22 protein-coding genes are annotated in these 23,760 nt (G+C 69.5%); 13 read left to right on the top strand and 9 right to left on the bottom strand.

Annotation, left to right across the window (positions count from 1 at the left end; genetic code table 11):
* Positions 1 to 61: 61 nt before the first annotated feature.
* From QSK37_RS11220 to QSK37_RS11195, 6 genes are read right to left on the bottom strand one after another with little or no spacing between them, the layout of a single operon-like run.
* Positions 62 to 865, bottom strand: coding sequence for an SDR family NAD(P)-dependent oxidoreductase (locus tag QSK37_RS11220; RefSeq protein WP_285619601.1), 804 nt, complete (start codon positions 863 to 865; stop codon positions 62 to 64).
* A complete protein-coding gene (locus tag QSK37_RS11215; protein WP_285619600.1) occupies positions 862 to 1,713 on the bottom strand; it encodes a carbohydrate ABC transporter permease in 852 nt (283 codons plus the stop codon). Before QSK37_RS11215 ends, QSK37_RS11220 begins: the two co-directional genes overlap by 4 nt.
* Complete coding sequence (locus tag QSK37_RS11210; RefSeq protein WP_285565736.1) at positions 1,713 to 2,654, bottom strand: carbohydrate ABC transporter permease; 942 nt, start codon at positions 2,652 to 2,654, stop codon at positions 1,713 to 1,715. Before QSK37_RS11210 ends, QSK37_RS11215 begins: the two co-directional genes overlap by 1 nt.
* The gene (locus QSK37_RS11205) at positions 2,654 to 3,919 is read right to left on the bottom strand and encodes an ABC transporter substrate-binding protein (protein ID WP_285619598.1); all 1,266 of its coding nucleotides are present in this window, start codon (positions 3,917 to 3,919) and stop codon (positions 2,654 to 2,656) included. Before QSK37_RS11205 ends, QSK37_RS11210 begins: the two co-directional genes overlap by 1 nt.
* 39 nt (positions 3,920 to 3,958) lie before the next feature.
* A complete protein-coding gene (locus tag QSK37_RS11200) occupies positions 3,959 to 4,951 on the bottom strand; it encodes an NAD-dependent epimerase/dehydratase family protein (RefSeq protein WP_285619597.1) in 993 nt (330 codons plus the stop codon).
* A 23-nt stretch (positions 4,952 to 4,974) separates the two neighbouring features.
* Positions 4,975 to 5,829, bottom strand: coding sequence for an IclR family transcriptional regulator (locus QSK37_RS11195; protein ID WP_285565733.1), 855 nt, complete (start codon positions 5,827 to 5,829; stop codon positions 4,975 to 4,977).
* Between the two features lie 115 nt (positions 5,830 to 5,944).
* Between QSK37_RS11195 and QSK37_RS11190 the strand changes: the two genes are divergently transcribed.
* From QSK37_RS11190 to QSK37_RS11170, 5 genes are all read left to right on the top strand, one after another.
* A complete protein-coding gene (locus QSK37_RS11190) occupies positions 5,945 to 7,138 on the top strand; it encodes a mandelate racemase/muconate lactonizing enzyme family protein (protein ID WP_285619596.1) in 1,194 nt (397 codons plus the stop codon).
* A 2-nt stretch (positions 7,139 to 7,140) separates the two neighbouring features.
* Positions 7,141 to 8,037 carry a dihydrodipicolinate synthase family protein gene (locus QSK37_RS11185; RefSeq protein ID WP_285619595.1) on the top strand — a complete coding sequence of 299 codons (897 nt, stop codon included), beginning with the start codon at positions 7,141 to 7,143 and terminating at the stop codon, positions 8,035 to 8,037.
* 131 nt (positions 8,038 to 8,168) lie between these two features.
* On the top strand, positions 8,169 to 8,816 hold the full coding sequence (locus QSK37_RS11180) for a bifunctional 4-hydroxy-2-oxoglutarate aldolase/2-dehydro-3-deoxy-phosphogluconate aldolase (protein ID WP_285619594.1): 648 nt from the start codon (positions 8,169 to 8,171) through the stop codon (positions 8,814 to 8,816).
* Positions 8,813 to 9,760 carry a sugar kinase gene (locus tag QSK37_RS11175; protein ID WP_285619592.1) on the top strand — a complete coding sequence of 316 codons (948 nt, stop codon included), beginning with the start codon at positions 8,813 to 8,815 and terminating at the stop codon, positions 9,758 to 9,760. The genes QSK37_RS11180 and QSK37_RS11175 overlap by 4 nt, the downstream gene beginning before the upstream one ends.
* Before the next feature lie 115 nt (positions 9,761 to 9,875).
* Complete coding sequence (locus tag QSK37_RS11170) at positions 9,876 to 10,727, top strand: helix-turn-helix transcriptional regulator (RefSeq protein ID WP_285619590.1); 852 nt, start codon at positions 9,876 to 9,878, stop codon at positions 10,725 to 10,727.
* A 27-nt stretch (positions 10,728 to 10,754) separates the two neighbouring features.
* Here QSK37_RS11170 and QSK37_RS11165 read toward each other — a convergent pair whose 3' ends face one another.
* Positions 10,755 to 11,765, bottom strand: coding sequence for a Dyp-type peroxidase (locus QSK37_RS11165; RefSeq protein WP_285620089.1), 1,011 nt, complete (start codon positions 11,763 to 11,765; stop codon positions 10,755 to 10,757).
* A gap of 209 nt (positions 11,766 to 11,974) precedes the next feature.
* Between QSK37_RS11165 and QSK37_RS11160 the strand changes: the two genes are divergently transcribed.
* The gene (locus QSK37_RS11160; RefSeq protein ID WP_285619589.1) at positions 11,975 to 13,318 is read left to right on the top strand and encodes a right-handed parallel beta-helix repeat-containing protein; all 1,344 of its coding nucleotides are present in this window, start codon (positions 11,975 to 11,977) and stop codon (positions 13,316 to 13,318) included.
* A 7-nt stretch (positions 13,319 to 13,325) separates the two neighbouring features.
* Here the strand turns inward: QSK37_RS11160 and QSK37_RS11155 are convergent, their stop codons facing one another.
* A complete protein-coding gene (locus QSK37_RS11155) occupies positions 13,326 to 14,123 on the bottom strand; it encodes a hypothetical protein (RefSeq protein WP_285619587.1) in 798 nt (265 codons plus the stop codon).
* Positions 14,124 to 14,823: 700 nt separating this feature from the next.
* Here QSK37_RS11155 and QSK37_RS11150 point away from each other — a divergent pair.
* Complete coding sequence (locus tag QSK37_RS11150) at positions 14,824 to 17,223, top strand: SdrD B-like domain-containing protein (protein ID WP_285619585.1); 2,400 nt, start codon at positions 14,824 to 14,826, stop codon at positions 17,221 to 17,223.
* A gap of 89 nt (positions 17,224 to 17,312) precedes the next feature.
* On the opposite strand, the gene QSK37_RS11145 is transcribed toward QSK37_RS11150, so the two are convergent.
* Positions 17,313 to 17,708 carry an MmcQ/YjbR family DNA-binding protein gene (locus tag QSK37_RS11145; RefSeq protein ID WP_285619584.1) on the bottom strand — a complete coding sequence of 132 codons (396 nt, stop codon included), beginning with the start codon at positions 17,706 to 17,708 and terminating at the stop codon, positions 17,313 to 17,315.
* A gap of 360 nt (positions 17,709 to 18,068) precedes the next feature.
* Between QSK37_RS11145 and QSK37_RS11140 the strand changes: the two genes are divergently transcribed.
* From QSK37_RS11140 to QSK37_RS11115, 6 genes are all read left to right on the top strand, one after another.
* Positions 18,069 to 19,094 (top strand): lytic polysaccharide monooxygenase auxiliary activity family 9 protein, encoded by a 1,026-nt coding sequence (locus tag QSK37_RS11140; protein WP_285619582.1) that lies wholly within the window; start codon positions 18,069 to 18,071, stop codon positions 19,092 to 19,094.
* Between the two features lie 28 nt (positions 19,095 to 19,122).
* Positions 19,123 to 20,505 (top strand): glycoside hydrolase family 10 protein, encoded by a 1,383-nt coding sequence (locus tag QSK37_RS11135; protein WP_285619580.1) that lies wholly within the window; start codon positions 19,123 to 19,125, stop codon positions 20,503 to 20,505.
* Positions 20,506 to 20,606: 101 nt separating this feature from the next.
* Positions 20,607 to 21,203 (top strand): phosphotransferase, encoded by a 597-nt coding sequence (locus QSK37_RS11130; protein ID WP_285619579.1) that lies wholly within the window; start codon positions 20,607 to 20,609, stop codon positions 21,201 to 21,203.
* A 110-nt stretch (positions 21,204 to 21,313) separates the two neighbouring features.
* Positions 21,314 to 22,132 carry an alpha/beta fold hydrolase gene (locus tag QSK37_RS11125; protein ID WP_285619577.1) on the top strand — a complete coding sequence of 273 codons (819 nt, stop codon included), beginning with the start codon at positions 21,314 to 21,316 and terminating at the stop codon, positions 22,130 to 22,132.
* Positions 22,133 to 22,139: 7 nt separating this feature from the next.
* On the top strand, positions 22,140 to 22,979 hold the full coding sequence (locus tag QSK37_RS11120; protein ID WP_285619575.1) for a VOC family protein: 840 nt from the start codon (positions 22,140 to 22,142) through the stop codon (positions 22,977 to 22,979).
* 11 nt (positions 22,980 to 22,990) lie between these two features.
* Entirely contained in the window at positions 22,991 to 23,740 is a 750-nt protein-coding gene (locus tag QSK37_RS11115) for a 3-hydroxybutyrate dehydrogenase (protein WP_285619573.1), read from the top strand.
* Positions 23,741 to 23,760: the final 20 nt, after the last annotated feature.

The following is a 23,760-nucleotide window of genomic DNA, read 5'->3' as shown; positions in this document are numbered from 1 at the left end:
TGACCGCACCGGGGTGGACGCGGCCTGCGTCCACCCCGGTGCCGGCCGGCGGGCGACGCGGTCAGGTGTCCTCCTGCCGTCGCGGGTCGTCGCGGTAGTGCAGGGGCGGCCGATGCCAGGCCGCGCGGAGGCCGGTCGAGACGACGGCGGCGGGCGAGGTGACGACCAGGCCGCCGTCGACCGGCAGATCGACGCCGGTGACGAACGCGCTGCGGGATCCGGCCAGGAACGCCACGGCCTCCGCGACGTCGTCCGGCCGGCCCACCCGGCCCAGCGGGTACGGCTCGATCAGCAGCGCGCGGTCGACGGCGTCGTCGGGCCCGTCCTCGCCTTCGGGGAGGACCAGACCGGGCGACACACTGTTGACACGGATCCCGTGCGGGCCGTACTCGACGGCGAGCTGCCGGGTCAGGGCGTGCACCGCGCCCTTGGCGGCCGTGTACGCCGCGTGCCCCGGATTGCCGACGAGCCCGTTCACCGACGCGACGTTGACGATCGAACCGGACCGGGCCCGCAGCATCGCCGGCAGCACCGCCCGGGTCGCGGCCTCGACCGGCTTCAGCACTCCGGCGAGCGTGGCCTGCCAGTCCTCCGCCGACGACTCGTGCAGGGCCCCCCGCCGGTACGCCGCGGCGTTGTTGACCAGTGCGGCGATCGGTCCGACGCCGAGCACGCCCGCCATGGCCGTGGCGTCGGTGGCGTCGGCGGTGACGGCCCGGACGTTCGCCGTACCCGTGAACCCGCGCAGGCCGTCCTGGTCGCGGTCGACGGCGACGACGTCGAAGCCGTCGCGGACGAGTGCCTCGACGACGGCCGCGCCGATGCCACGGGCCGCCCCGGTGACGACGGCGGTGGGTCGGGTCATCCCTTCGTCGCCCCCGAGGTGAGGCCGCGAACGAGCATCGGCTCCAAGAGGACGAACAGGACGATCATCGGGATCATCGACAGCGTGCCGGCGGCGAGCATGCCGCTCCAGTCGATGTCGTGGGCGCCGATGAACGAGGTGACGCCGACGGGCATCGTCCAGCCGTCGGGGTTGGTGATCAGCGTGCGGGCGAACAGCAGGTCGCTCCACGAGAGGATCGCGGCGTAGACGGCGGTGGCGCCGAGGCCGGGCAGGGTCAGCGGCATCACGACCCGCACCAGCGCGCCGAGCCGCGTGGTCCCATCGATCATCGCGGCCTGCTCCAGTTCGCGCGGCACGCTGTCGATGAAGCTCTTCAGCATCCACGTGGTGAACGGCACCGTGATCGTGATGTCGGCGAGGATGAGCGAGCCGAGGCTGTCGATGAGGCCGAGCTTGCCGAACACCACGAACAGCGGGATGGACAGCATCGTGCCGGGCAGCATGCGGGCGAGCAGGAGGGTGTACCCCACGCTCGTCGGCCCCACGCCGCTGAAGCGGGACAGGCTGTAGCCGGCGAGCAGCGAGATCACCATGCTGATCACGCTGACCGCGGCGGTGACGATGAGCGAGTTCAGCATCCAGTGCGCCACCGGGCGCGCGGTCAGGTCCTGGACGAAGGCGTGCAGGGTCAGCCCGTGCGTCGGGATCAGCGGCGGATCGGTCGAGAGCGTGATCGACGTCGGCAGGAGCGCGCCGACGATCATCCAGTACACGGGGAAGATCACGATCGCCGCGACCACGGCCGTGACGACGAAGGTGATACCCCGGCGCCGGCCGGAGCCGGCCGCCGCTCGCGTCGATGCCATCAGAAGAACTGCTTTCTCATGATCGGGAACACCGAGGCGACCACCACGAGGGCCAGCACGACCGACAGGATGCCGAGGGCGCTGGCCGAGCCCGGATGGAAGAAGGAGAACGCTTCGGTGTAGATGCGGATCGCCCAGGTCTCGGTGGCGCCGTCCGGCCCGCCGCCGGTGAGCGGATAGATGAGGTCGAACGTGTGGAACGTCCACAGGCCGGTGAGGATGATGCCCAGGACGGTCGTCCCGCGGATCGCCGGCCAGGTGATGTAGCGGAACCGTGCCGCCGCCGAGGCGCCGTCCACGCGGGCGGCCTCGTACAGCTCGTCCGGGATCGCCTGCAGCGCGGCGAGCAGGATCAGAGTGAAGAACGGGAAGCCCTTCCACACGGTCGGCGCGATGACGGCCGCGAGCGCGGTGGACGGGTCGAAGTACCACTGGGGGCCGTGCTCGGTCAGCCCCACCGATCGCAGGATCCAGTTCACGACGCCGTACGACCCGTCGAGCATGAAGAGGAAGACCACGCTGGCCACCACCCCCGGCACCGCCCAGGGCACCAGGATCAGTGTCCGCAGGAGCCGGCGGGCGGGCATGTCGCGGCTCAGGAGCAGCGCGGTGCCGAGCCCGATCAGCAGGCTCAGGAACGTCGAGATGACCGTGTAGAGCGCCGTGATCCAGAGGCTGTGGTAGGTGTCGCCGTCGGTGAGGACGTCGACGTAGTTGCTGATCGACCACGGTTCCTGGCCGATCGCCGAGATGTTCATCGCCCGGCCGTCGCGCAGGCTCATCTCGACGACGAGCACGACCGGGTAGGCGATGAGGCCGAGGACGAGCAGTGCGGGCGGGCTCAGCAGCGCGTAGGGGTACCCGCGCTCCCGCAGGCGCCCCCACCGCGTCCGAGGGCCTCGGCGCCGGACGCCGCGGCCGGCGGCTGTCAGGTCCGTCATTACTTGATCGCTCCGTTGACCTTGTTCTGCAGATCGGCCATGACCGTCGCGGTCGGGGTCGACGACGTCTGCAGGCGGACGCAGGCGTCCATGATGAGCTTCTGGACTTCGCTGAAGTTGGTCACGATGTCCTTGTTGTCCGGTGTGGCGTCGACCGCGCTGTCGGTCACCGACTGGAACAGGCCCAGCTCAGGCCGCTTGTCGATCATCGCCTGGGTGACGGCTCCCCTGCGCGGCGACGGCACGCCGTAGAGCTGCGCGTACGACGCCTGCGTCTGGGGCGTGGTGAGCGACTTGATGAACTCCCACGCCATGTCGGCCTTCTTCTTACTGGCCTGGGTGGAGACGTGGATGCTGTTGGACGGGTAGCCGGGCTGCTGGACGAACGGCGCCTTCGCGAGCTTGACGTGCGACTTCACGGACGCGGCCGCCTTGTCGAGGCCGGCGTACACGAACGGTCCCTCGATCATCATCGCGATCTTGCCGTCGAAGAACAGCGTGCGCTTCTGCTCGGACGGCACTCCCTTGGGGGAGTACCTCGCCAGCGTGCGGTAGTCGTCCATCGCCTTGACCACGGCGGGGTCGGTGAAGCGCAGTTTCTCCCCGGCGCTCCAGCCGCCGCCCGCGCCGTAGACCATCCAGGTGGCCTCGCTGTACGTGCCGGGATGCGAGGTCGTGGTGGCCCCGTAGCCGTACACCCCGCCGCTGGTGAGCTTCGCCGCCGCGGCGATCAGCTCGGGGAACGTGGTCGGCACCGCCACGCCCGCGTCCTTCAGCAGCTTCTCGTTGTAGTAGAGGACCGGGGCGTACCCGAGGACGAGGAGGCCGACGTTGTGGCCGTCCCACATCATGGTCTTCTGGACCTTGGTCCAGTTGCCCAGTATGTCGGTGCCCTTGAGCCGGTCATCGAGGTTCGCCAGCCAGCCCTGCGCGGCGAACGAGCCGAACGTGGTCGTCGGCAGGTGCACGATGTCGGGCGCCTTGCCGGCCGAGAACCGCGAGGTCAGCGTGTCGGTGTAGGTGGCGAACGGCACCTGCTGCAGTTTGATCGTCACCTTGGGGTGCGTCTGCTGGAACGACGCGATGGCCTGCCGCCACCAGGTCTTGACGCCGGCCTCGTCGCCCTGCCAGGTGGGGAAGTCCAGCGTCATGGTGCCGTCGGAGGAGGTATCACCGCCGCCGCACGCGCCGAGCGCGCCGGCGCCCGCGACCGCGAGGGTGCCGAGTCCGGCCCTGTGCAGGAACTGTCGTCGATCCAAATTCATGGCTACCTCCGGCGGATGGAGAGAGAGGGGGTGACGGGATCAGGCCGAGCGGGCAGCCCACGCGGTGACGGCGCGGTCCACCATGTCGTCGTAGCGGAGGGCCGGGCGGAAGCCGAGCAGCTCCCGCGCACGCGCGTTGAGCGTCCAGTAGTTGGCGGCGGTGTCGGGAACGGTGATCTCGGCGACCCGTAGCCCCGTCCGCCGCCCCATCTCACGGGCCAGCTCGGCCAGGTCGACCGGCTCGTCGGGGCCGACGCCCAGCGTCTGTCCGACGGCGCGTGGCGACTCCAGCGCGAGCAGGACGGCCGTGGCCATGTCGGAGGCGGCCAGGATACCCATGCGCACGGGCATGCCGTCCTCCCTGGTGGCCGCGATGAGGGCGTCCTTGTCGCCGTCGGTGTGCGCGGCGAGGGCGGCGGCGGACCGCTCGTTGCCCGCCGCGCGCTCCCGCGCGATCCGCCGGCTGAGGAAGAAGCGCGGGCCGGAGAAGAAGCTCTCCGGGTCGAGCAGCTCTTCGGGATCCTGCACGTGGGAGAAGCGGAGGGTGACCGCGGGCAGGCCGTGCTTGCGCTCGTAGAAGCGCACCAGCTCCTCGCCGAGCGCCTTGGTCATGCCGTAGTAGCTGGTCGGGCGGCGCGGGTGATGCTCGTCGATCGGGAGATACACCGGCGTCAGCTCCGGGTACACCTCGCCGGTGCTGGCGAACACGAACCGGCGCAGCGGCCGCCGGGCCACGGACTCGAGCAGCCGGAACGTACCCGTCACGTTCGAGTCCACCATCGCGGCCGCCTCGGTGTCGTTCCACGACATCAGCGCCCCCAGGTGGATCACCGCGTCGACGTCGTCGAACACGGCGTCCGTCGGGGTGAGCTCCTCCAGCCGCCCGGTGACGTACCGCACCCCGGCGACGGGCGACAGCGGCGCTCGCGCGTCCAGGCCGGTCACCGCGTGACCCGCGGCGGCCAGCGCCGCGACGACGTGTTGTCCGATGCGTCCGGCGGCTCCGGTGACCAGCACCCGGGGTGTGTACATGAGACCTTCCTTCGCGGTGTTCGTCACTGTCGGCTCGATGAGGACGCCGTACCGGCCGACGGCCCGGCGTGCGGGCCGAGATAGCCGAGGCCGATGCTGATGCGGTCCGCGCTCTCGATCACGATCTGGGCCAGCTCGGTCTCCCTGGTGGACAGGTCGAGCAGGGAGAGCGGGCCCGACAACGAGATGGCGGCGGTGACCTGGGAGTCGCGGCCGCGGATGGGGGCGGCGATGCATGCGCGACCGGCGGCCAGTTCTTCCAGCTCCATCGCGTACGAGCGCTGCCCGACCAGGGCGAGCTCGTCGTCCAGCGCCTCATGCGTGGTGATGGTGTTGCGGGTGAAGCCGTGCAGGCCGGACTCGCCGAGCAGGTCGCGGCGCTCTGCCGCCGAAAGGCCGAGCAGCAGGCACTTGCCGAGGCCGGTGGCGTGCAGCGGGTTGCTCTGCCCCATCAGCGTGTACGACTTGCCCGCGATGGGGCCTTCGGCGTTGAGCAGGTAGAACACCTTGTCGCCGCGGCGGATGGCGACGTTCGCGCCGAACCCGTACTTCGAGGCGAGCATCTGCACGACCGGCCGCGCCTCCCGGTGGACGGGGTGCTGGTTGACCGCGGCGCCGCCCAGTGTGATCAGCGCCGGTCCCAGCCGGTAGAGCTGGCTGACCGGATCGCGTTCGACGTACGCGACCGACTCGAGCGTGGCGAGCAGCCGGGACGTGGTCGACACCCCGAGGCCCACCGTGCGGGCCACATCCGCGACGCGCAGCTCGGCCCGGCCGCCGACACCGCCGTCCAGGAACGCGCGGAGCACCGCGGCCGAGCGCTCGACGCTCTGGTTGGTGCCGCTGTCCCGCGATCCCGAACCCTCCGTCGTCGCCAATTCACACTCCTGACAGTGGTTGATGGGTCCCATAATGTGCAAGGGCCGTGCAATATGCAGACAGAGTATGCGTAATATGGTCGCTGTCAAGCGCTATCTGCATGATTGGGGTCTGATGAGGATCTCCGAGGTACGGACCTACACGCTCAAGCTCGCGCCCGACGACGAGGAGGGGGTGTATCTCGGACGCCGTCGCGACGGAGGCGCCCTCGCCCCGGACGACGGCTATGTGATCCGTGAGCCGTGGCGCAGCCTGTACTCGGCACGGTACGAGACCGTGCTCGTCGAGCTGGTCACCGAGTCCGGCGTCTCCGGCTGGGGTGAGGCGCTCGCACCGGTGGGCCCCGAGATCGTCCAGACGGCGATCGACACCCTGCTCGCGCCACAGCTGCTCGGCGCCGACCCGCGCCAGGTGCGGCCCGTGTCGTTCGCGTTGCGCGAGCTCATGCGCGAGCGCGGTCACCTCGTCGGGCACCAGGCCGACGCACTCGCGGCGGTGGACATCGCGCTGTGGGACCTCGCCGGCCGGTCGCACGGTCTGCCGGTCGCGGTCCTGCTCGGCGGGGCGTACCGGGACCGGCTGCCCTGCTACGTATCAGGGCTGCCGGTGCCGACCGACGCCGAACGGGCGAGGCTCGCCGCCGACTGGGCCGGGCATGGAGTGACCGCGATCAAGCTGCACCTCGGCCACGGCGTCGAGGCGGACCTCGCGACGTACGACACGGTCGCCGCCGCGGCCCCCGGCGTGCGCGTCGCGGTCGACGCGCACTGGGCCTACGATCGGCGCGACGCCATCCGCCTCGGCCGTGCGCTGGACGAGCGCGGCGCGTTGTTCCTGGAGGCACCGCTCCCGCCGGAGGACGTCGCCGGACACGCCGAGTTGCAGGGCCTGCTCGCCACGCCGGTCGCGGTGGGGGAGACGCTGCGCAACCGGTACGAGTTCGACCAGTGGCTCGGCGCGCGGGCGCTGTCCGTGGCCCAGCCCGACGTCGGGCGCACCGGCATCACCGAGGCGATGGCGATCGCGGAACTCGCGGCCGCCCGGCACCTGCCGGTGGCGCCACACCACTCGGTCGGCCTGGCCGTGTCGCTCGCCGCCGGCCTGCACGTGGCCGCCGCGGTCGAGAACCTGCTGCTGTTCGAGTACCAGCCCTCGACCCTGCGCGCGGCCACCCGCATCCTTCGAGAGCCGCTCGACCTGCCGCCCGACGCCGTGCCGCTACCGACCGGGCCGGGGCTCGGCGTCGACGTCGACGCCGAGTTCGTGCGCCGTGAGGCCGTGTCGACGACCAGCGTGAAGGAAGGCTGACCATGACGCATGCCGTAGCCGGGCTGATACCGATCCTCGCGACGCCGTTCCACTCCGACGGCTCGCTCGACACCGAGTCGCTCGCGCGGCTGGTCGACTTCTCGCTGTGGTGCGGAGTCGACGGCGTGGCGACGTTCGGGATGGCCAGTGAGGGGTTCGCGCTGACGGCGGACGAGCGGGCGCGGATGCTGGAGGTGTTCACGGCGCGGGTGCCGTCGGGCATGCCGATCGTGGCGGGGATCGGCGCGACGAGCACGGTCACCGCCGTGGAGCAGGCACAGCTGTCCCGCGACGCCGGCGCCACCGCGCTGATGGTGCTGCCGCCGTTCATGGTGAAGGCGTCGCCCGCACAACTGGTCGACTTCTACGGCACGGTGGCGAGCACGAGCGGCCTGCCGGTGATGGTGCAGGACGCGCCGGCCGTGACCGGCGTCTCGATGCCGGTGCCGACCCTGGTCGAGCTGAGCAAGCTCGACGGCGTGACCTCCGCCAAGATCGAGGCGCAGCCGACCGCGCCGAAGGTCGCGGCGCTCGTCGACGCCGTCGACGACTTCGCCGTCCTCGGCGGGCAGAACGCGCTGTTCGCGCTGGAGGAGTACGGACGGGGCGCGGTGGGGACCATGCCGGCCTGCGAGTTCGCCGACGTGTTCGCCGCGGTCCTGTCGGCGTGGGCGGAGGGCCGCGACGCGGACGCGCGGGAGCGGTTCGCGCGCCTGCTGCCGTTGATCAGGTTCGGCATGCAGGGTCCGATCGCCTGGGCGGTGCACAAACACGTGCTCGTCCACCGCGGGGTGATCTCCGACCCCGCCGTACGCGCCCCGGCGGCTCCGCTGGACGCCGCGAGCGAACGCGACCTGCGACTCATCCTCGACGACCTGCGGCTGCCGAGTTTCCCGTGAGCGACCACGGGCCTTGGCATGGGCCTTCCAAGGCCCGGCCTCCGCGTCGAGCCGGGGCGCCACCGGACGGCGGGCGTCCGCTTCACCGAGCTGAGCAGGCGGCCGGAGGCGGCCGCGGAACGGGAAGGGCGATGGCTGGACAGGCAGAACGGGACGAGGCAGCCGAAAAGCTGCGGGAGGCGTTGGCCGCCCGGCGGATGCTGGCCATCGTGCGGGGCGGCGACGCCGATGCCGCCCTCCGCACGGTGATCACGCTCGTCGAGGAGGGCGTGGAGCTGGTGGAAGTGTCCCTGGTGTCCGCGGACGCGCTGGGAGTGATCCGCCGGGCGCGGGCGGCCCTGGGGGATGGCGTCCGGCTCGGTGCCGGCACCGTGGTCACCGCCGAGGACGCGGAACGGTCCGCCGAGGCGGGGGCGTCCTATCTGGTCACCCCCGCGCTCGGGGAGGGGGTGACCGCCGGACGCCGGCTCGGCCTGCCCGTCCTCGCGGGCGCGCTCACGCCCACCGAGGTCGTGGCCGCGCTGGAGGCGCGGGCGGCCGCCGTCAAGCTGTTCCCCGCCTCACTCGGCGGCGTCCCGTACCTGCGCGCGCTGCGCGATCCGTTCCCCCACGTGCCGTTCATGCCGGTGGGAGGCGTGGACGCCGCGGCGGCGGCCGGTTACCTGCAGGCGGGCGCGATCGCCGTCGGGGTGGGCTCGCCGCTGGTGGGCGACGCCGCGAATGGGGGAAGCACCGAGGAACTCCGGGCTCGCATCCGCGCCTTCAAGGACATCCTGTGATCGACGTGGCCACATTCGGGGAGACCATGGCCGCACTGCGCGCCCTGGATCCGATCAGACTCGGCGGGGCGATGCGGCTTTCGGTCGCGGGAGCCGAGTCCAACGTCGCGATCGGCCTGGCTCGCCTGGGGCACCGGGTGCGGTGGACCGGCCTGGTCGGCGCCGACGAGACCGGCGAGCTCGTGGTACGCACCCTGCGGGCCGAGGCGGTCGACGTGACGTACTGCCGGGTCGACCAGCGCGGACCCACCGGGCTGATCCTGTTCGAGCGGCGGGTGGGCGAACTCACCCGGGTGATCTATCACCGGGCCGGCTCGGCCGCGTCCTTCCTGACGCCCGCCGACGTCCTGCCCGCGCTGGACCCGCCGCCACGGATCCTGCACGTCACCGGCATCACCCCGGCGCTCGGACCCGAGCCCGCCGAGGCCGTCGAAGCGGCGGTGACCACCGCCGCCTCGGCCGGAGCCGCCGTGTCTCTCGACGTCAACTACCGCTCCGCCCTCTGGGACCGGTCCCGGGCGGCCCGGACGCTCCGCCCACTGGCGCCCCGGCTCTCGGTCGTGGTCGCCTCGGAGGACGAGCTGGAACTGGTCGCCCCGGCCCCGGCCACAACCGAGGCCGATCGGGTGGCGGCGCTGCTGGAGGCCGGGGTCGCCGAGATAGTGATCAAGCGCGGCGCGGACGGTGCCACCGTCCACACCACGGCGGCGACCGCGCATTCGCCGGCCCGCCAGGTGCCGGTGGCCGACCCGGTCGGGGCAGGGGACGCCTTCGTCGCCGGATACCTGTCCGGCCTGCTCGACGGGCTGGATCCGGCCGCCCGCCTGGGCCGAGCCGTCACCACCGGCGCCTTCGCCGTCGCCTCCTCCGGCGACTGGGAGGGCCTGCCCACTCGCGACGAACTCAGCCTCCTGGACTCCTTGCCCGGCACCACCCTGCGCTGACGGGTTCGCTCGTCCCGTGGGCGATGGGCCCGAAGGGGGGATCGACGCTCCGTGGCTGGCGTGCGCGTACCTGCGGTAGGAACGATGGAGCATCGGGGAGAGAGGGAGGCAGGCCGTGATCGACCGGGCTGGACTGGCCGAGTTCCTGTGGCGCCGCCGGGAGTCGCTGCAACCGGAGGACGTCGGTCTCCCGCGTGGGCGACGCCGCAGGACCAGCGGGCTACGTCGGGAGGAGGTGGCCTCGCTGTGCCACATGTCGACGGACTATTACGCGCGACTTGAGCGGGAACGCGGGCCCCAGCCCTCCGAGCAGATGATCGCCTCGATCGCGCAGGGGCTGCACCTCTCGCTCGACGAGCGCGATCACCTGTTCCGGCTCGCCGGGCACAATCCACCCACCCGGGGCGCGACCAGTGAGCACATCAGCCCCGGCCTGCTGCGAGTGCTCGATCGTCTCGCTGACACTCCCGCGGAGATCGTCACCGAGCTGGGTGAGACGCTGCGGCAGAGCCCGCTCGGCGTCGCCCTCACCGGTGACACGACCGGATACACCGGCCCGGCGCGCAGCCGCGGCTACCGCTGGTTCACCGACCCGGCGACCCGGGAGCTGTACGCGCCCGAAGACCACCCGTTCCTGTCACGGATGTTCGTCTCGGGTCTGCGCGGGATCGTCACACTGCGCGGACCCGGTTCGCGGGCGGCGCACCTCGCCGACCTTCTCCTCACCCAGAGTGAGGAGTTCCGGAGCCTGTGGAAGAACCACGAGATCGGCATCCGTCCCGACGCGTCCAAGCGTTTCGTCCACCCCGAGCTCGGCGCGCTGGAACTGAACTGCCAGACGCTGCTCGACCCGGAGCAGGGGCACCTCCTGTTCGTCTACACCGCGGTTCCGGGCAGCGAGAGCCACGACAAGCTGCAGCTGTTGTCCGTGATCGGCACGCAGGCGCTTCGCAGCGGAAATGGATGAGCGGCCGCGCGGCCGTTCTCGGCCTGTTCAGCGGAAGAGCTGGGCACCGAGCGGGTGTTGTCGGTCGAAGCCGGGAAGTATGAGGAAGGTCCCACTGGCGGTCGTGGTCGTGAATTTCATCAGTGCGTCGGAATCATCCATATGGGTGAGGGTGCTGGTGAATGTTCGTATGTCGTTCTGGAAGCTCATGAAGAGCAGGCCGGGGGAGGGTTCGTCGGTACTGTAGGAGCGACGGAGCATGAGGCCGACGCCGACCACGTTGGGGTTCGCCCTGCGGACGTGGGCGTCCGCCGGGACGAGGTAGCGTCCGTCCGGCGTTTTGGCGCCGAGGTCGGGGTCCGAGACGATGGTGTCACCCGACAGGGGCACGCCAGTGGCTCGGTGTCGGCCGAAGACGGCCTCCTGGTCGGCGACGGACAGCTTGGCGAACCGCGGCAGGTCGAGCTCCATGCGTCGTAGTACGGCAAGGGTGCCGCCGGCGACTGGAGCCGGCCCGGCCAACCACAAATGGCGTTGTTGTTCGACCGGCGTGTGGGGGCCCACGATGCCGTCGATGAAACCGAGCAGGTTGCGTGGCGCGGTAAGGCCCTGACCTACTGGAATGTTCGAACCGCGGCGTCCGGACTGCCGCCAGCGTTCGTGTATCCGGTCACCGGCCTGGTCCAGGAGCGCGGCAGCGACGATCGGTATCACCAAGGCGTCGCCGGCGCAGATCTGTATCAGCAGATCACCGCCGCGTGCCTGTGGGGCGATCTTCTCGCGGGAGAATCGCGGGAGGTCCACCGCGCCGGGCAGGGAAGGATCGACCATGCGCACCAGCCGGGGGCCCACCCCGATCGTCACGGTGAGATCGCCCGGCGGCAGCCCCAGCAGTCGTGCATCGGTCCCCGAGGTGAGTGTGCGGATGGTCTGGCCGAGTTCGACCAGCAACGGGCCGACGGCCACGGCGTCACCGACGTCGGCCACCACGGCCAGCAGGTTCGGTTGGGCCGGTTGCGGGAGCGTGATGCCCGCCTGGTATCGGCCCGTTGGTGACACCGATGGGGTCGGCGCGGGGGCGTCGGACGGGTCTGACTGGGCGGAACGCGATTCGCACCCGGCGGTGAGACCGGCGGCCGCCACGGTGCCGGTGGCACTGAGGAACGTGCGGCGTGACGGGCGGGAGTCGGGTAGGCGCACAGTGTGAACAATGCCATATCCGTCCTGACGCCGCCGAATCCGGCGGACGCCCGTGCCAGGATGCGGCCATGCCTCGTCTCGGTTTTCGAGTGTCGGCCGCCGTGCTGGGCACACTGGCACTCGTACTGGCCGGCTGCGGCTCCGGCGATGACGGATCGAGCCCCGGCCGACGACCGTCCGGTGTGCATGTGACGATCAAAGTGCCGGCCGACGCCCCGACGATCTCGGCTGCGGTGTCTCTGGCGCAGCCCGGCGATCTCGTGTTGGTCGCGCCGGGCGTTTACCACGAGTCGGTGAAGATCTCCACGGCTCGCATCACTCTTCGGGGCGAGTCTCGGGACAAGGTCGTCATCGACGGGCGGTTGCAGCAGCCGAACGGCGTCGTCGTCGCGGCTCCCGGGGTAGCCGTGGAGAACCTGACCGTGGAGAACAACACGCAGAACGGGGTCCTGGTCACCGGTTCGGCGGAGGCGGTCGCCGGGTTGCCGGGGCGGTCGGGCGGCTACGACACCGGCGATGAGCCCGTCGCCTTCCTGAAATCATTCCTGGTCTCCTACGTGACCGCGACCCGCAACGGGCTGTACGGCATCTACTCGTTCTCCGCGCAGGACGGTGTCATCGAGCACTCGTACGCGTCGGGCGGGGCCGACTCGGGGATCTACGTCGGACAGTGCAGGCCGTGTCGCGTCGTGGTGCGGGACAACATCGCCGAACTCAACGCGGTCGGTTACGAAGGCACCAATGCCAGTGGCGACATGTATGTGGTCGGCAACCGCCTTGTCGGTAACCGGGTCGGCCTCACCACCGACTCCGACCACCAGGAGAAGCTGCTCCCGCAGCAGGGTGCCGTCATCGCGGGCAACCTGATCGCGGCCAACCAGCAGACGGCGACCCCCGAACAGGCCGACGGCGGGTGGGGCATCGGCATCGGCATCGATGGCGGCACCGACAACCGGTTCGTCCGCAACCGAATCACCGGCAACAGCAGCGCCGGGCTGGTGATCACCGCGACCGCTGACATACCGCCGGACGGCAACCAGATCCTGGACAACACCTTCGCCGCCAACGGCGTCGACGTCGGCTGGACGTTCCCCACCGCCACGCGGGGACGGAGCAACTGCCTGCACGGCAACGATCTACGAACCACGGTGCCCGCCCATCTCGCGAAGACCGCGTCCTGCCCGCTTCCCGCCCGGTCGTCCTCGCCGTCCGGAACGTGGGCGACGCCGAAGGCGCCTCGCGGTATTCCGTTCACCAATGTGGCGGCGCCCGCCACTCAGCCACAGTTCCCGAACGCCACCACCACGGGCGCCACCGCCGTTCCGGCCGTTCCAGCCCTGCCGGACACGAAAGGCATCCCGCTGCCGCCGGCGTCACTGCTCGCCGCGGGCGCGCGGGTGCAGACGTCCTGAGTGGCGGCTACCGCGTCGGGGTGATGCCGGGCACCGGCCGGACCGGAACGTACTTCTGGGTGTCGAAATCGATGACCACCGGCTGCGATTCGGAAGCCACACCAACGTGAACCTGGTACATGGTGCCGTCCGAGCCGATCCAGTAGCGCACGGAACCCGCCGTACCGGACGTGGCACGGGCGCTCGGCCCGGTCATGACGTCCACCTGGTGCCCGTTCAACCGGTCCTTTCCGACCCAGGCGGCACCGTTCTGCGGCAGTAGTTCGGCATTGTCCGGCCTATCGCTACCGAGACTCAGTGCGATGGCCAGCGAACTGTCCAGCGAACTGCCGGACGCCCGCAGCGCACGGCCGTACCAACCCGACCCCGGCGGCGATGCCGGGGCCTCCGCCGGGGCGTCCGCCATCGGGTGGACGAACACGGTGGTGGCCGTCCATTCGATCAGCCCGTCGCTGGACGTATCGCGTCCGGTGCCGTGCACCGCGCCGTAACCGAGTTTGTCGCGGTAGTCGATGGATCCGGTGATGATCAGCCCGCCGGCGGTGCCCGGCACGTTGATGGTCACGGCGCGACCGCCCGCCTGGTAGTTGCGGAACCGCATGATCGCCAGACGGTTGGCCTGATCCGAGGTCAACGCGCGCGGACCGGTAGGGGCGGAGTCGTTGCCGGCGACCAGGAGCGCGGCCACCGCGACAGCCGCACCGGCGATGACGGCTGCCGTCCAGCGTGGCCGCAGCCATCGGCGCCGGCCGGCCGCGCGCCGCGAGTGATCCTGCTGAGTTCTTATGCTCCGCACGCGCAGCAACGCTACACGTTTCACTCATTCATCCTCTGATTTCCCCGATCTCACTCTTGGCGCACACGCGGTACAGTATTGTGCTCGTTGGGGTGCTTGGGCGACCATTCTGACTCTGTTCCCTTTCTGCGAGTCGTTAACTGTGATGGTTTCGGGGCGAATGTCGTGTCCTGTCCAGGTTCCCGACGGGTGAAGGCAGGGCTCGACGGCGTCTTGCACGGTGTGCGCGCCGCTGAAGTATGGCGTATGGCGATTGGTATCGGGGGGCGATAACACGGTGATTGAGTTGCACCGCAAGCCGCGCAATCGGAGCGGGGTTCTGTGCACCGCAGCCGCTTCCATCGCCTCGATCGGCACCGTGTTCTACCGTGTTCTCCCACGATAAGCCTGGGCAAAGTCCCGCCCCAGGCAACGAACGCTGGATACGCCGATCGGCGTGACGCCCTCACACGCGGCGGACTCTGACTCAGCCTTCGAGGAAAATCGCGAAGCCGGGCCCACGGAAACAGCGGTGGGCCTCTTTTCGTAGTCGGCATGTCACCCGGGGCCGCGAAGCGAATGTGCAGCTCGAAGCGGGTGTCTGGTTTACATGACAAGGGAGTGATGGCCTATGGGCCGAGTCGATACAAGAATGCGCCGGACGGCCGGGAAGCGTACGGGTCCGCTGGCGCGAGTGGGCATTAGCGTTCTCTTGCTGGCGGGTAGCACCATGGGCGCGACGCCGGGGACGGCCGCCGCTTCGACTGGCGACGGCACGTTGACCGTTCAGGTGCTGCGGGATTTCTTCGGCACGGGCGTGATCAACGCGACCATGGACGCGCCGCAGCGGGGCATGAAGGTCCAGCTGACCGACCCGGCCGGCCATCATGTCACCGGCATCACGGATGCCACCGGAAAGGTGGCGGTCTCCCGGTCGACCGCGCTGACCGGCGGCCACTACCGCGTGGATGTCACCGTCCCGGCGCCGTACAGCAATTATCTGCGGGCGGCGCCGGCCTCGACGGCGGCGAACCACTTCGACAGCTTCACGACCTTCGTGGACGTGTCGGGTGGCAAGAACGCCTCGGTGATCACCGGGGTCTGGGACGCGGCCGACTATGCGCTGCCGGACTCGCGGTATTTCGTGCCGATACAGAATGGTCCCGGCGGGAAAGACACCCGGTCATTGGTGGCGTTCGGGACGAACGTTCGGGGTACGTGTCCTGACCACGCGGCGTGCCCGAGCGTGCTCGACACGCAATCCCAGGTGGGCACGACGTTCGCGCTGGCCTACGACAGGTACCGGCACCGGCTGTTCCAGGGCGCGTTCGCCCGGCGGCACAGCCCGTACGGGCCGAACGGCGGTAACGCGATCTACACCGTACCGGCCAACGGCGGGGGCGCACCGACCCTGTTCGCGAAGGTGCCGGGCGCCGCGGTGACGCCGCACGACACCGCCAACCTGAACAAGGACCCTGGGTTCACCAATGCGCCAGGTAAGGAGAGCATCGGCGGCCTGGCTCTGTCGGAGGACGGCTCGACGCTGTACGCGGTGAACCTGCGGACCCGGACCCTGGTCAGCTTCAACGCGACCAGGGCCGCCGCATCCGCACCCCGAGCGACGGTGCCCATCCCGAACCCGGGCTGCGCGGCGCGCACCGACTGGCGGCCGTTCGGACTCACCACGCACAACAACACGCTCTACGTCGGCGGCGTGTGTAACGCCGAGAGCACGCAGAACCGCGGAGACCTGAAAGCCATCGTCTACGCCTACGACGGCAAGCGGTTCGCCACGGTGATGACCCACCCGCTCACCGGCGAGCGCGGTTCCGTCTATCGCGGTGCCGAGGGAATCGCCCAGGCCAACCAGTGGAACCCGTGGAACACCAACCTGTTGACCTGGGACAAGCACAGGATCAGCAATGTCATCGTCGATCCGCAGCCCGAGCTCGCCAGCCTCGCCTTCACGCGGGACGGGTCGATGATCCTCGGTTTCCGCGACCGGTTCATGGATGTCGGTGCGGGTGGACAGGACCCCCGGCCGCTCAACAACACCCCGGAAAGCGGCATGTCCGGTGGTGACATCAACATGGCCTGCGCCAAACCCACCGGTGGATACTCGTGGGAAGGCACCGGAAATTGCCCCAATCACGCTAAATACGCCACCGACGGCGGCGAGAACAGCGGCGTCGTCGAATACTTCCCGGGCGACTACGTTCGGAACAACGGCGCACCGAACGATCCCGTCGGGGTGCACAACGAAGCCTCGCAAGGGTCGGTTGCCTACATTCCGCAGCAGCAATGGGTCATCAGCACAGAGATGGACCCGACCGACAACTACGGCACTGACGGGACCGGTTACTACAACGTCGAGACCGGTCAGGGGCCCGGTAACAACCACTCCGCCAACGCGTACCAGTTCGTCGGTGCGAGCCAGAACGGGTTCGGTAAGGCCGGCGGGCTCGGCGATATCGCGTATGCCGCGGCGAACGCTCCGATCCAGATCGGTAACCTGGTGTGGTTCGACGGCGACCACAACGGGATCCAGGATCCGGTGGAAGTGCCGCTGCCGAACGCGACGATCAACCTGGTGAGCGCCAGTGGCAGGCAGGTCGCCACGACCAAGACCGATGCCGCCGGCGAGTACTACTTCGGTGGGGTCGGCGCCGCCCAGCAGCTCACGCCGGGTGCGAAGTACACGGTGCAGTTCGACGTGTGCACCGCGAACACCGGCAATGTGCCGGGTCGGCCGCCGGCCGCCATGCTGCGGTTCACGCTCCCGCTGGCCGGTAACGACCGGGCACATGACTCCAACGTGATCCCGCCGACGACCGGGCAGCCGTGCAACGGACACGCACCTGTCACGGCGCCGGGCAAACCAGGAGAGGTCGACCACACGATCGACGCCGGCGTGTACGTCTCCAAGGCGCCGCCGACTTCTCCGCCTCCCACCTCTCCGCCGCCCACCAAGCCGCCGCCCCGGCATGGCGCAAGCCCGGGTCCGCTGCCCTTCACCGGTATGTCCCACTTCCTACAGATGATCTCTATCGGTGCCTTGCTGCTCGTTGCGGGCGTGGCACTCGCGTACCTGGGCCGGAAGCGTCGCGCCAGGCGACTGGAACAAGGCTGAAAGACGGGTCGTCTGCCCGCCCACGACCCCCTGCGGGCACGGGCGGGCAGACGACGCCTTCAGGTCACGTTCGGTGGCCGGTCAAGCGTTCACCCCGGATCAGTGTTGGACGACACGCCGGCCTCATCGAGGTCGCCGACGAGCGCGTCCGGCGCACGCATGCGCCACGCGTCGGTGATGAGTTCTTTCAGGCGTTCGAACCCCACCTCTGCCAGGCGCAGCATCACCAGGGGCAAGCCGTCGTAGCCGGGCGTGGTGAAGAAGAGGTCGGGCTCGCCGAGGAGGAGAGCCTGCTTCTCGGCCTCGTCGCCGACGAAGAGCACCGCGATATCGGTTCGGATGAGGCGCGGCTTCCCCGGCGTGCGCTCGGGATAGGACCAGACGAACCCTTTGTCGGCCACCCGGAAATCGAAGCCGTCACTGTCGATCTCCACCACGTGAGGCAGAGACAGCGCCAACCGGCGCACATCGTCGGCGTCAGCCACCGAGATCCCTCCCAGAGCGCACGATCCGCATGTGCAGAGGCTAGCGCCGGCCGCCGAACCGCGGACGAGGGGTACCTTCAGCAGCCACCTGTGTGCCGTCTTCGCGAAACTCGGCATCCAGTCGCGCGTGCAGCTGGCGAATGTGTTCCACGCCGAGATGACGAACTAGAGCCGAAAACAGCACAGTCCTTCACCTTTCATCGGTTTTCATTAATGCCGCGTCCGGCGACCGATGAACGTGCAGGTGAGAGGCCTTCCCATGGATCGGCCGCCGAGGTCGCTTGATATGTCGCGGGAAAGCACGATTCTCGTGCTGAGAGCGCATTCGCCACCCTCTGCCGACGGTCGAAGGGAAGAATCTTGACGAGACAACGGAGAAAGTTACTCGCCTGCGTGCTGTCGATGCTCGTCGCGGCACTGGTGGGCACGAATCTGCTGACCGCCCGGCCGGCCCTGGCGCACGGCGCCTTCATGGAGCCGGGCAGCCGTACGTTCCTGTGCTGGGAGGACGGGCTCACCGAGACGGGCGAGATCGTCCCGAAGAACCCGGCGTGCGCGGCCGCGGTCGCGCAGAGCGGCACGAACTCGCTCTACAACTGGTTCGCGGTGCTGCGCTCGGACGGCGCCGGCCGCACCCGCGGGTTCATCCCGGACGGGCAGTTGTGCGCCGGCGGCAACCCGAACTACACCGGCTTCGACCTGCCGAGCACGGACTGGCCGGTCACCCACCTGACGAGCGGGGCGAACTTCGACTTCCGCTACAACAAGTGGGCCGCGCATCCCGGCAGCTTCTACCTGTACGTCACGAAAGACGGCTGGGACCCGACCAAGCCGCTGACCTGGGACGAGATGGAGTCCTCCCCGTTCCTCGTCGCCGACCACCCGCCGAGCATCGGCCCGACCGGCAGCGTCGACGGCTACTACTACTGGTCCGGCGCTCTGCCGGCGAACAAGACCGGACGGCACATCATCTACTCCGTCTGGCAGCGGTCCGACAGCAACGAGACCTTCTACGGATGTTCCGACGTCGTCTTCGACGGCGGTAACGGCCAGGTCACCGGCGTCGGCCAGGGAGGCGACCCGGGCACCAGGCCCTGCGACGCCACTTTCGCGGTCACGAACTCCTGGTCCGGCGGGTTCCAGGCCGAGGTGACCGTGAGCAACCCGGGCGACACGGCGCTGAACGGGTGGACGGTGAGCTGGCTGCCGCCGAGCGGTCAGACGGTGAACAGCGTCTGGAACGGCACCCTCACCGTCAACGGCGACCTGGCGAGCGTACGGAACGCCGACTGGAACCGGTCGGTCCCCGTGGGCGGATCGACCACGTTCGGGCTGGTCGCCAACGGCCCGACCACGGCCCCCACCCTCACCTGTGCCAGCCCGTAGGCCCGGCCCTGTCATGAGGAGAAACGCGATGCCATCCCGGCGAGGACCGGTGGCCGTCCTGGCCTTACTGGCCGTACTGGTCACCGTCCTCGCGGCGCTCACGACACCGGCGGCCGCCGCCGCGTCGACGCTGAACCAGCTCGCCCGGGCCCAGGGCAAGTACTTCGGATCGGCCACCGACAACCCCGAACTCTCCGACGGCGCGTACACCGCGATCCTCGGCGGGGGAGAGTTCGGCTCGACCACACCCGGCAACTCGATGAAGTGGGACGCGACCGAGCCCCAGCAGAACCAGTTCAGCTACGCCCAGGGCGACGCCGTCGTCGACTTCGCCGACGCGCACGACATGATGGTGCGCGCCCACACGCTGGTCTGGCACAACCAGCTCCCCAACTGGCTCACCTCCGGCAACTGGAGCGCCCCCCAGCTCACCTCGATCCTGCAGAACCACATCGCCAACGTCGCGGGACACTACAAGGGCGAGGTCTACTCCTGGGACGTCGTCAACGAGCCGTTCAACGAGGACGGGACGTACCGGTCCGACCTCTGGTACAACACGCTCGGCTCCGGTTACATCGCCACCGCCCTGCGCGCCGCCCGCGCGGCCGACCCGAACGCCAAGCTGTACATCAACGACTACAACACCGAAGGCAGCGGCGCGAAGAGCGACGCGATGTACGACCTGGTCAAATCGCTGAAGGCGCAGGGCGTGCCCATCGACGGCGTCGGCTTCCAGGCGCACCTCGCGGTGCAGTACGGGTTCCCGTCGGGCATGCAGGCCAACCTGCAGCGCTTCGCCGATCTCGGAGTGGACGTCGCCATCACCGAACTCGACGTGCGGATGGAACTGCCCGCGGATTCCGCCAAGGTCGCCACGCAGGCCACCTACTACGCGAACGTCACCAAGGCGTGCATGGCCGTCGCCCGGTGCGTCGGGATCACCATCTGGGACTACACCGACAAGTACTCGTGGGTGCCGGGGACGTTCAGCGGCCAGGGTTCGGCGCTGCCGTGGGACGAGAACCTCAACAAGAAGCCCTCCGTCTATGACGCCATCGCCACCGCCCTGGGCGGCTCCGGTGACGGCGGGGGCGGCGGCACCGCGAACTGCGAGGTCGCCTACTCGACGAACGACTGGGGATCCGGCTTCACCGCGAACATCACCCTCACCAACCAGGGCCCGGCCATCAGCGGCTGGACCCTGAAATACTCCTACGCCGGCGACCAGCGGCTGTCGCAGGGCTGGAGCGGCACCTGGTCGCAGTCCGGCAAGGACGTCTCGGTCACCAACGCCGGGTGGAACGGCACCCTCACCACCGGTGCCTCGACCTCGATCGGCGCCAACTTCACCTACAGCGGTTCCAACACCGCGCCGACCGCGTTCACGCTCAACGGCACGACCTGCGACTGACCACCGCCACACGCGATCACCCAGGACGCCCCAGGGCGCCTGGGTGATCGCATCTCGCGTGGGCGACCTGCCAAGACGGCGGCGATGAAAGGAGGCAGCGGATGTCTGAGATCGTTGACGGCGTCGTCCCTCTGCGAGGAGGCCGCATCACCCGCGGCGTCGTCCGCATCGGTGACACGGTCCGGAGGCCGGCCTCGGGTGCCTCGCCGTTCGTCGCCTCCTTGCTTGATCTGTTGGAGAGCCGAGGGTTCACCGGGGCCCCGCGATATCTCGGTCGGCATCAGGTCGTGTGCCATCACGACCTGGGGCCGAACAACGCCGTCTTTCAGGACGAGAGGCCGGTCGCCTTCATCGATTTCGACATGGCTGCGCCGGGCAGTCCGCTGGAAGACGTCGGGTACATGTCCTGGCTGTGGTGCGTGTCCTCGAAGGCGGGGGCTCCTTCCGCGGACGTCCAGGCCACCCAGGTGCGCGTGCTGGCCGACGCCTATGGTCTGGCTGGTCCTGAGCGTGCTGTTCTGGTCGACGCGATGCTGGAACGGCAAGTCCGCAATGCCCGTTTCTGGGCGGAGGTGCAGGCCGGCTTCCCGGCCGTCGAAGTAACTGACGAGCAGATCTCGGATCGCATCACCTGGTCCCGGCGCGAGCACGGGCACGTCGCTGAGCACCGCAAGGTGTTCGAAGACGCCCTGAAGTGACGCGCCGGGGAGATCACCTGATCAGGCGACTCCTGCCGCTCGTTCACCCCTGTCGCAAGCACAGATGATCTTGTATAGTGAACGCTACATACACAGAGGATGGTGCTCCTGTGACAAGCACGCTTGATGTCGGGGATCTCGAACTGGCCTACACCGAGTCCGGTACGGGCGCTCCCGTCGTGTGGCTGCACGGCTCCGGGCCGGGCGCCACGGGGATGAGCAATTTCGGCGCGAATCTCCCGGCCTTCGATGACTTCCGCAACATCGTGGTGGACCTTCCCGGGTGGGGGCGTTCCCCGCGGCCCGCGATGGATGAGCCGCTGATCTTCCACGCGGCCGAGCGCGTCGGCCGGGCCATGACGGCGCTCGGGATCGACCGGGCTCATCTGGTCGGCAACTCCTACGGCGGCGCCGTCGCGATGCGGATCGCCATGAGCCACCCCGAACGGGTCGACCGGCTCGTCCTCATGGCGCCCGGTGGCGTGCTCCCCGCGGACGCCCCGCCGTGGCCCGTCGGGCTCGAGCGCCTCTTCGGTTACATGGCGGCGGAGAGACCTTCACGGGAGGCGATGAGCGAGTTCGTGCACCTCATGGTGTACGACGAGACCCTGGCCACCGACGCCCTCATCGACGAGCGATACGAGTCGAGCCTGCGGGCGCACCCCGAGCTGCCGGTCCCCCCGAACTTCGGCGACCTGACGCCGGACCTGGGGCTCATCGGCGCACCCACGCTGCTGCTGTGGGGACGCGAGGACCAGACGGTGCCGCTGAGCTGGGCGACCAAGATCCTCAACGGCATCCCCGATGCCGAACTGCGGGTGCTGCCGAACTGCCGCCACTGGGTGCAGTACGAGCGCGCGCCCGAGTTCAACCAGATCGTTCGCGAGTTCCTGACGCGCGCCGCCGCGGGTGTCACGCCGAAGGAGTAAGACGGTCATGGGCATTCGCAAGCTGGGGTACGTCGGCCTCGACGTCACCGACGTCGACGCCTGGGCCGACCTGCTCGGCCGCACTCTGGAAGTCGGCGTCACGGCCGAGAAGGACGTGACCCTCGCCGAGCTGGACGAGTTCAAGTACCGGCTCGCGCTGCATCCCGCCGCCGAGGACAGGCCGAAGCACGTGGGGTGGATCGTCGACTCACCACGCGAACTCGACAGGCTCACCGGCCGGTTGACGGACGCCGGCTACGCGGTCACGGAAGGGTCCGCGGACGAGGCGGGGCTGCGCGGCGCCACGCGATTCCGGTGGTTCACCGATCCGGTCGGGTACCGCGTGGAGCTCGTACTCGGCGAGGCCAAGGTCCGCACCGGCCCGGGCCGCGGCGTCATCGGTCTCGGTCACCTCGTGCTCGCCGGCCCGAAGCTCGCCGAGCTTCGCGAACTCTACGAGTCGGTGCTCGAGTTCAGGCTGACGGACTACCGCGCGCCGGGCCTCTACTTCTTCCGCTGCAACTCCACCCACCACAGCATCGCGCTGGCGCACGCGGAATCGCCCTCGATCCATCATCTCGAGCTCGAACACGGCTGCCTCGACGACGTCGGGCGCGCCTACGACCGCGCTCGGACCAACGGCGTTCCGATCTCGATCAGCCTGGGCCGGCACATGAACGACAAGGCCGTCTCCTTCTACGTCAAGAACCCCAGCGGGTTCCACCTCGAGATCGGCTGCGGCGGCATCGAGGTCGGTGACGACTGGGTTCCGCATGACTTCGGGGTTTCCGACATCTGGGGGCATCACCACGCCGATGCCAACCCCTTCGCCTCGCCGGCCTCGTGATGGACACGCCGATGGTTCCCGACCTGTCGGGCAGGCGCGCCGTGGTGACCGGCGCCGCGAGCGGCATCGGTGCTGCGGTGGCGGGCCGGCTCGCCGGTCTGGGCGCCCACGTCGTGGTGTGCGACGTCGACGCGGACGGTGCGGCACGCACGGCCGAGCGGGTCGGCGGCGAGGCGCTGGTCCTGGATCTGAGCCGGACCGCCGATCTGGCCGATCTGCGCCTCGACGCGGACATCCTCGTCAACAACGCCGGGGTGCAACACGTCTCACCGATCGAGCAGTTCAGCCCGGAGCGGTTCGCCTTCGTGCTGAGGCTGATGCTCGAGGCCCCGTTCCTGCTCAGCCGCGCGGTCGTCCCGGGCATGTACGAACGGGGCTGGGGCCGGATCATCCACATGTCCAGCGCGCACGGCATCCGGGCCAGTGCGTACAAATCCGCTTACGTCAGCGCGAAACACGGCCTCGAAGGGCTTTCGAAAGTCATCGCGCTCGAGGGCGCGGCCCGGGGTGTCACGAGCAACTGCGTGTGCCCCGGCTATGTCCGTACCCCCTTGGTCGAAGAACAGCTCGCGGATCAAGCAGAGGTCCACGGCCTCGGCGTGGACGAGGTGGTCTCGGAGGTCCTGCTGGCGCGGTCGGCGGTGAAACGGCTCATCGAGCCCGAAGAAGTCGCCGGCGCGGTCGCGTACCTGTGCTCACCGGAGGCCGCCTCCGTCACCGGCACCCGGCTGGTGCTCGACGGCGGATGGTCCGCCTCCTGACCGTCGCACCGAGGCTGGTT

Source organism: Actinoallomurus iriomotensis (assembly GCF_030269445.1).
GTDB lineage: Bacteria > Actinomycetota > Actinomycetes > Streptosporangiales > Streptosporangiaceae > Actinoallomurus > Actinoallomurus iriomotensis.
This window is presented reverse-complemented; position numbering and strand designations above follow the sequence as displayed.

Bases quoted from the DNA above. Each gene is read 5' to 3' on its own strand.
- QSK37_RS11210 (WP_285565736.1), bottom strand. From the start codon at position 2,654: ATGACGGACCTGACAGCCGCCGGCCGCGGCGTCCGGCGCCGAGGCCCT.
- QSK37_RS11150 (WP_285619585.1), top strand. From the start codon at position 14,824: ATGGGCGCGACGCCGGGGACGGCCGCCGCTTCGACTGGCGACGGCACG.
- QSK37_RS11135 (WP_285619580.1), top strand. From the start codon at position 19,123: ATGCCATCCCGGCGAGGACCGGTGGCCGTCCTGGCCTTACTGGCCGTA.
- QSK37_RS11200 (WP_285619597.1), bottom strand. From the start codon at position 4,951: ATGTACACACCCCGGGTGCTGGTCACCGGAGCCGCCGGACGCATCGGA.
- QSK37_RS11185 (WP_285619595.1), top strand. From the start codon at position 7,141: ATGACGCATGCCGTAGCCGGGCTGATACCGATCCTCGCGACGCCGTTC.
- QSK37_RS11180 (WP_285619594.1), top strand. From the start codon at position 8,169: ATGGCTGGACAGGCAGAACGGGACGAGGCAGCCGAAAAGCTGCGGGAG.
- QSK37_RS11205 (WP_285619598.1), bottom strand. From the start codon at position 3,919: ATGAATTTGGATCGACGACAGTTCCTGCACAGGGCCGGACTCGGCACC.
- QSK37_RS11215 (WP_285619600.1), bottom strand. From the start codon at position 1,713: ATGGCATCGACGCGAGCGGCGGCCGGCTCCGGCCGGCGCCGGGGTATC.
- QSK37_RS11130 (WP_285619579.1), top strand. From the start codon at position 20,607: ATGTCTGAGATCGTTGACGGCGTCGTCCCTCTGCGAGGAGGCCGCATC.
- QSK37_RS11220 (WP_285619601.1), bottom strand. From the start codon at position 865: ATGACCCGACCCACCGCCGTCGTCACCGGGGCGGCCCGTGGCATCGGC.
- QSK37_RS11115 (WP_285619573.1), top strand. From the start codon at position 22,991: ATGGTTCCCGACCTGTCGGGCAGGCGCGCCGTGGTGACCGGCGCCGCG.
- QSK37_RS11190 (WP_285619596.1), top strand. From the start codon at position 5,945: ATGAGGATCTCCGAGGTACGGACCTACACGCTCAAGCTCGCGCCCGAC.
- QSK37_RS11120 (WP_285619575.1), top strand. From the start codon at position 22,140: ATGGGCATTCGCAAGCTGGGGTACGTCGGCCTCGACGTCACCGACGTC.
- QSK37_RS11160 (WP_285619589.1), top strand. From the start codon at position 11,975: ATGCCTCGTCTCGGTTTTCGAGTGTCGGCCGCCGTGCTGGGCACACTG.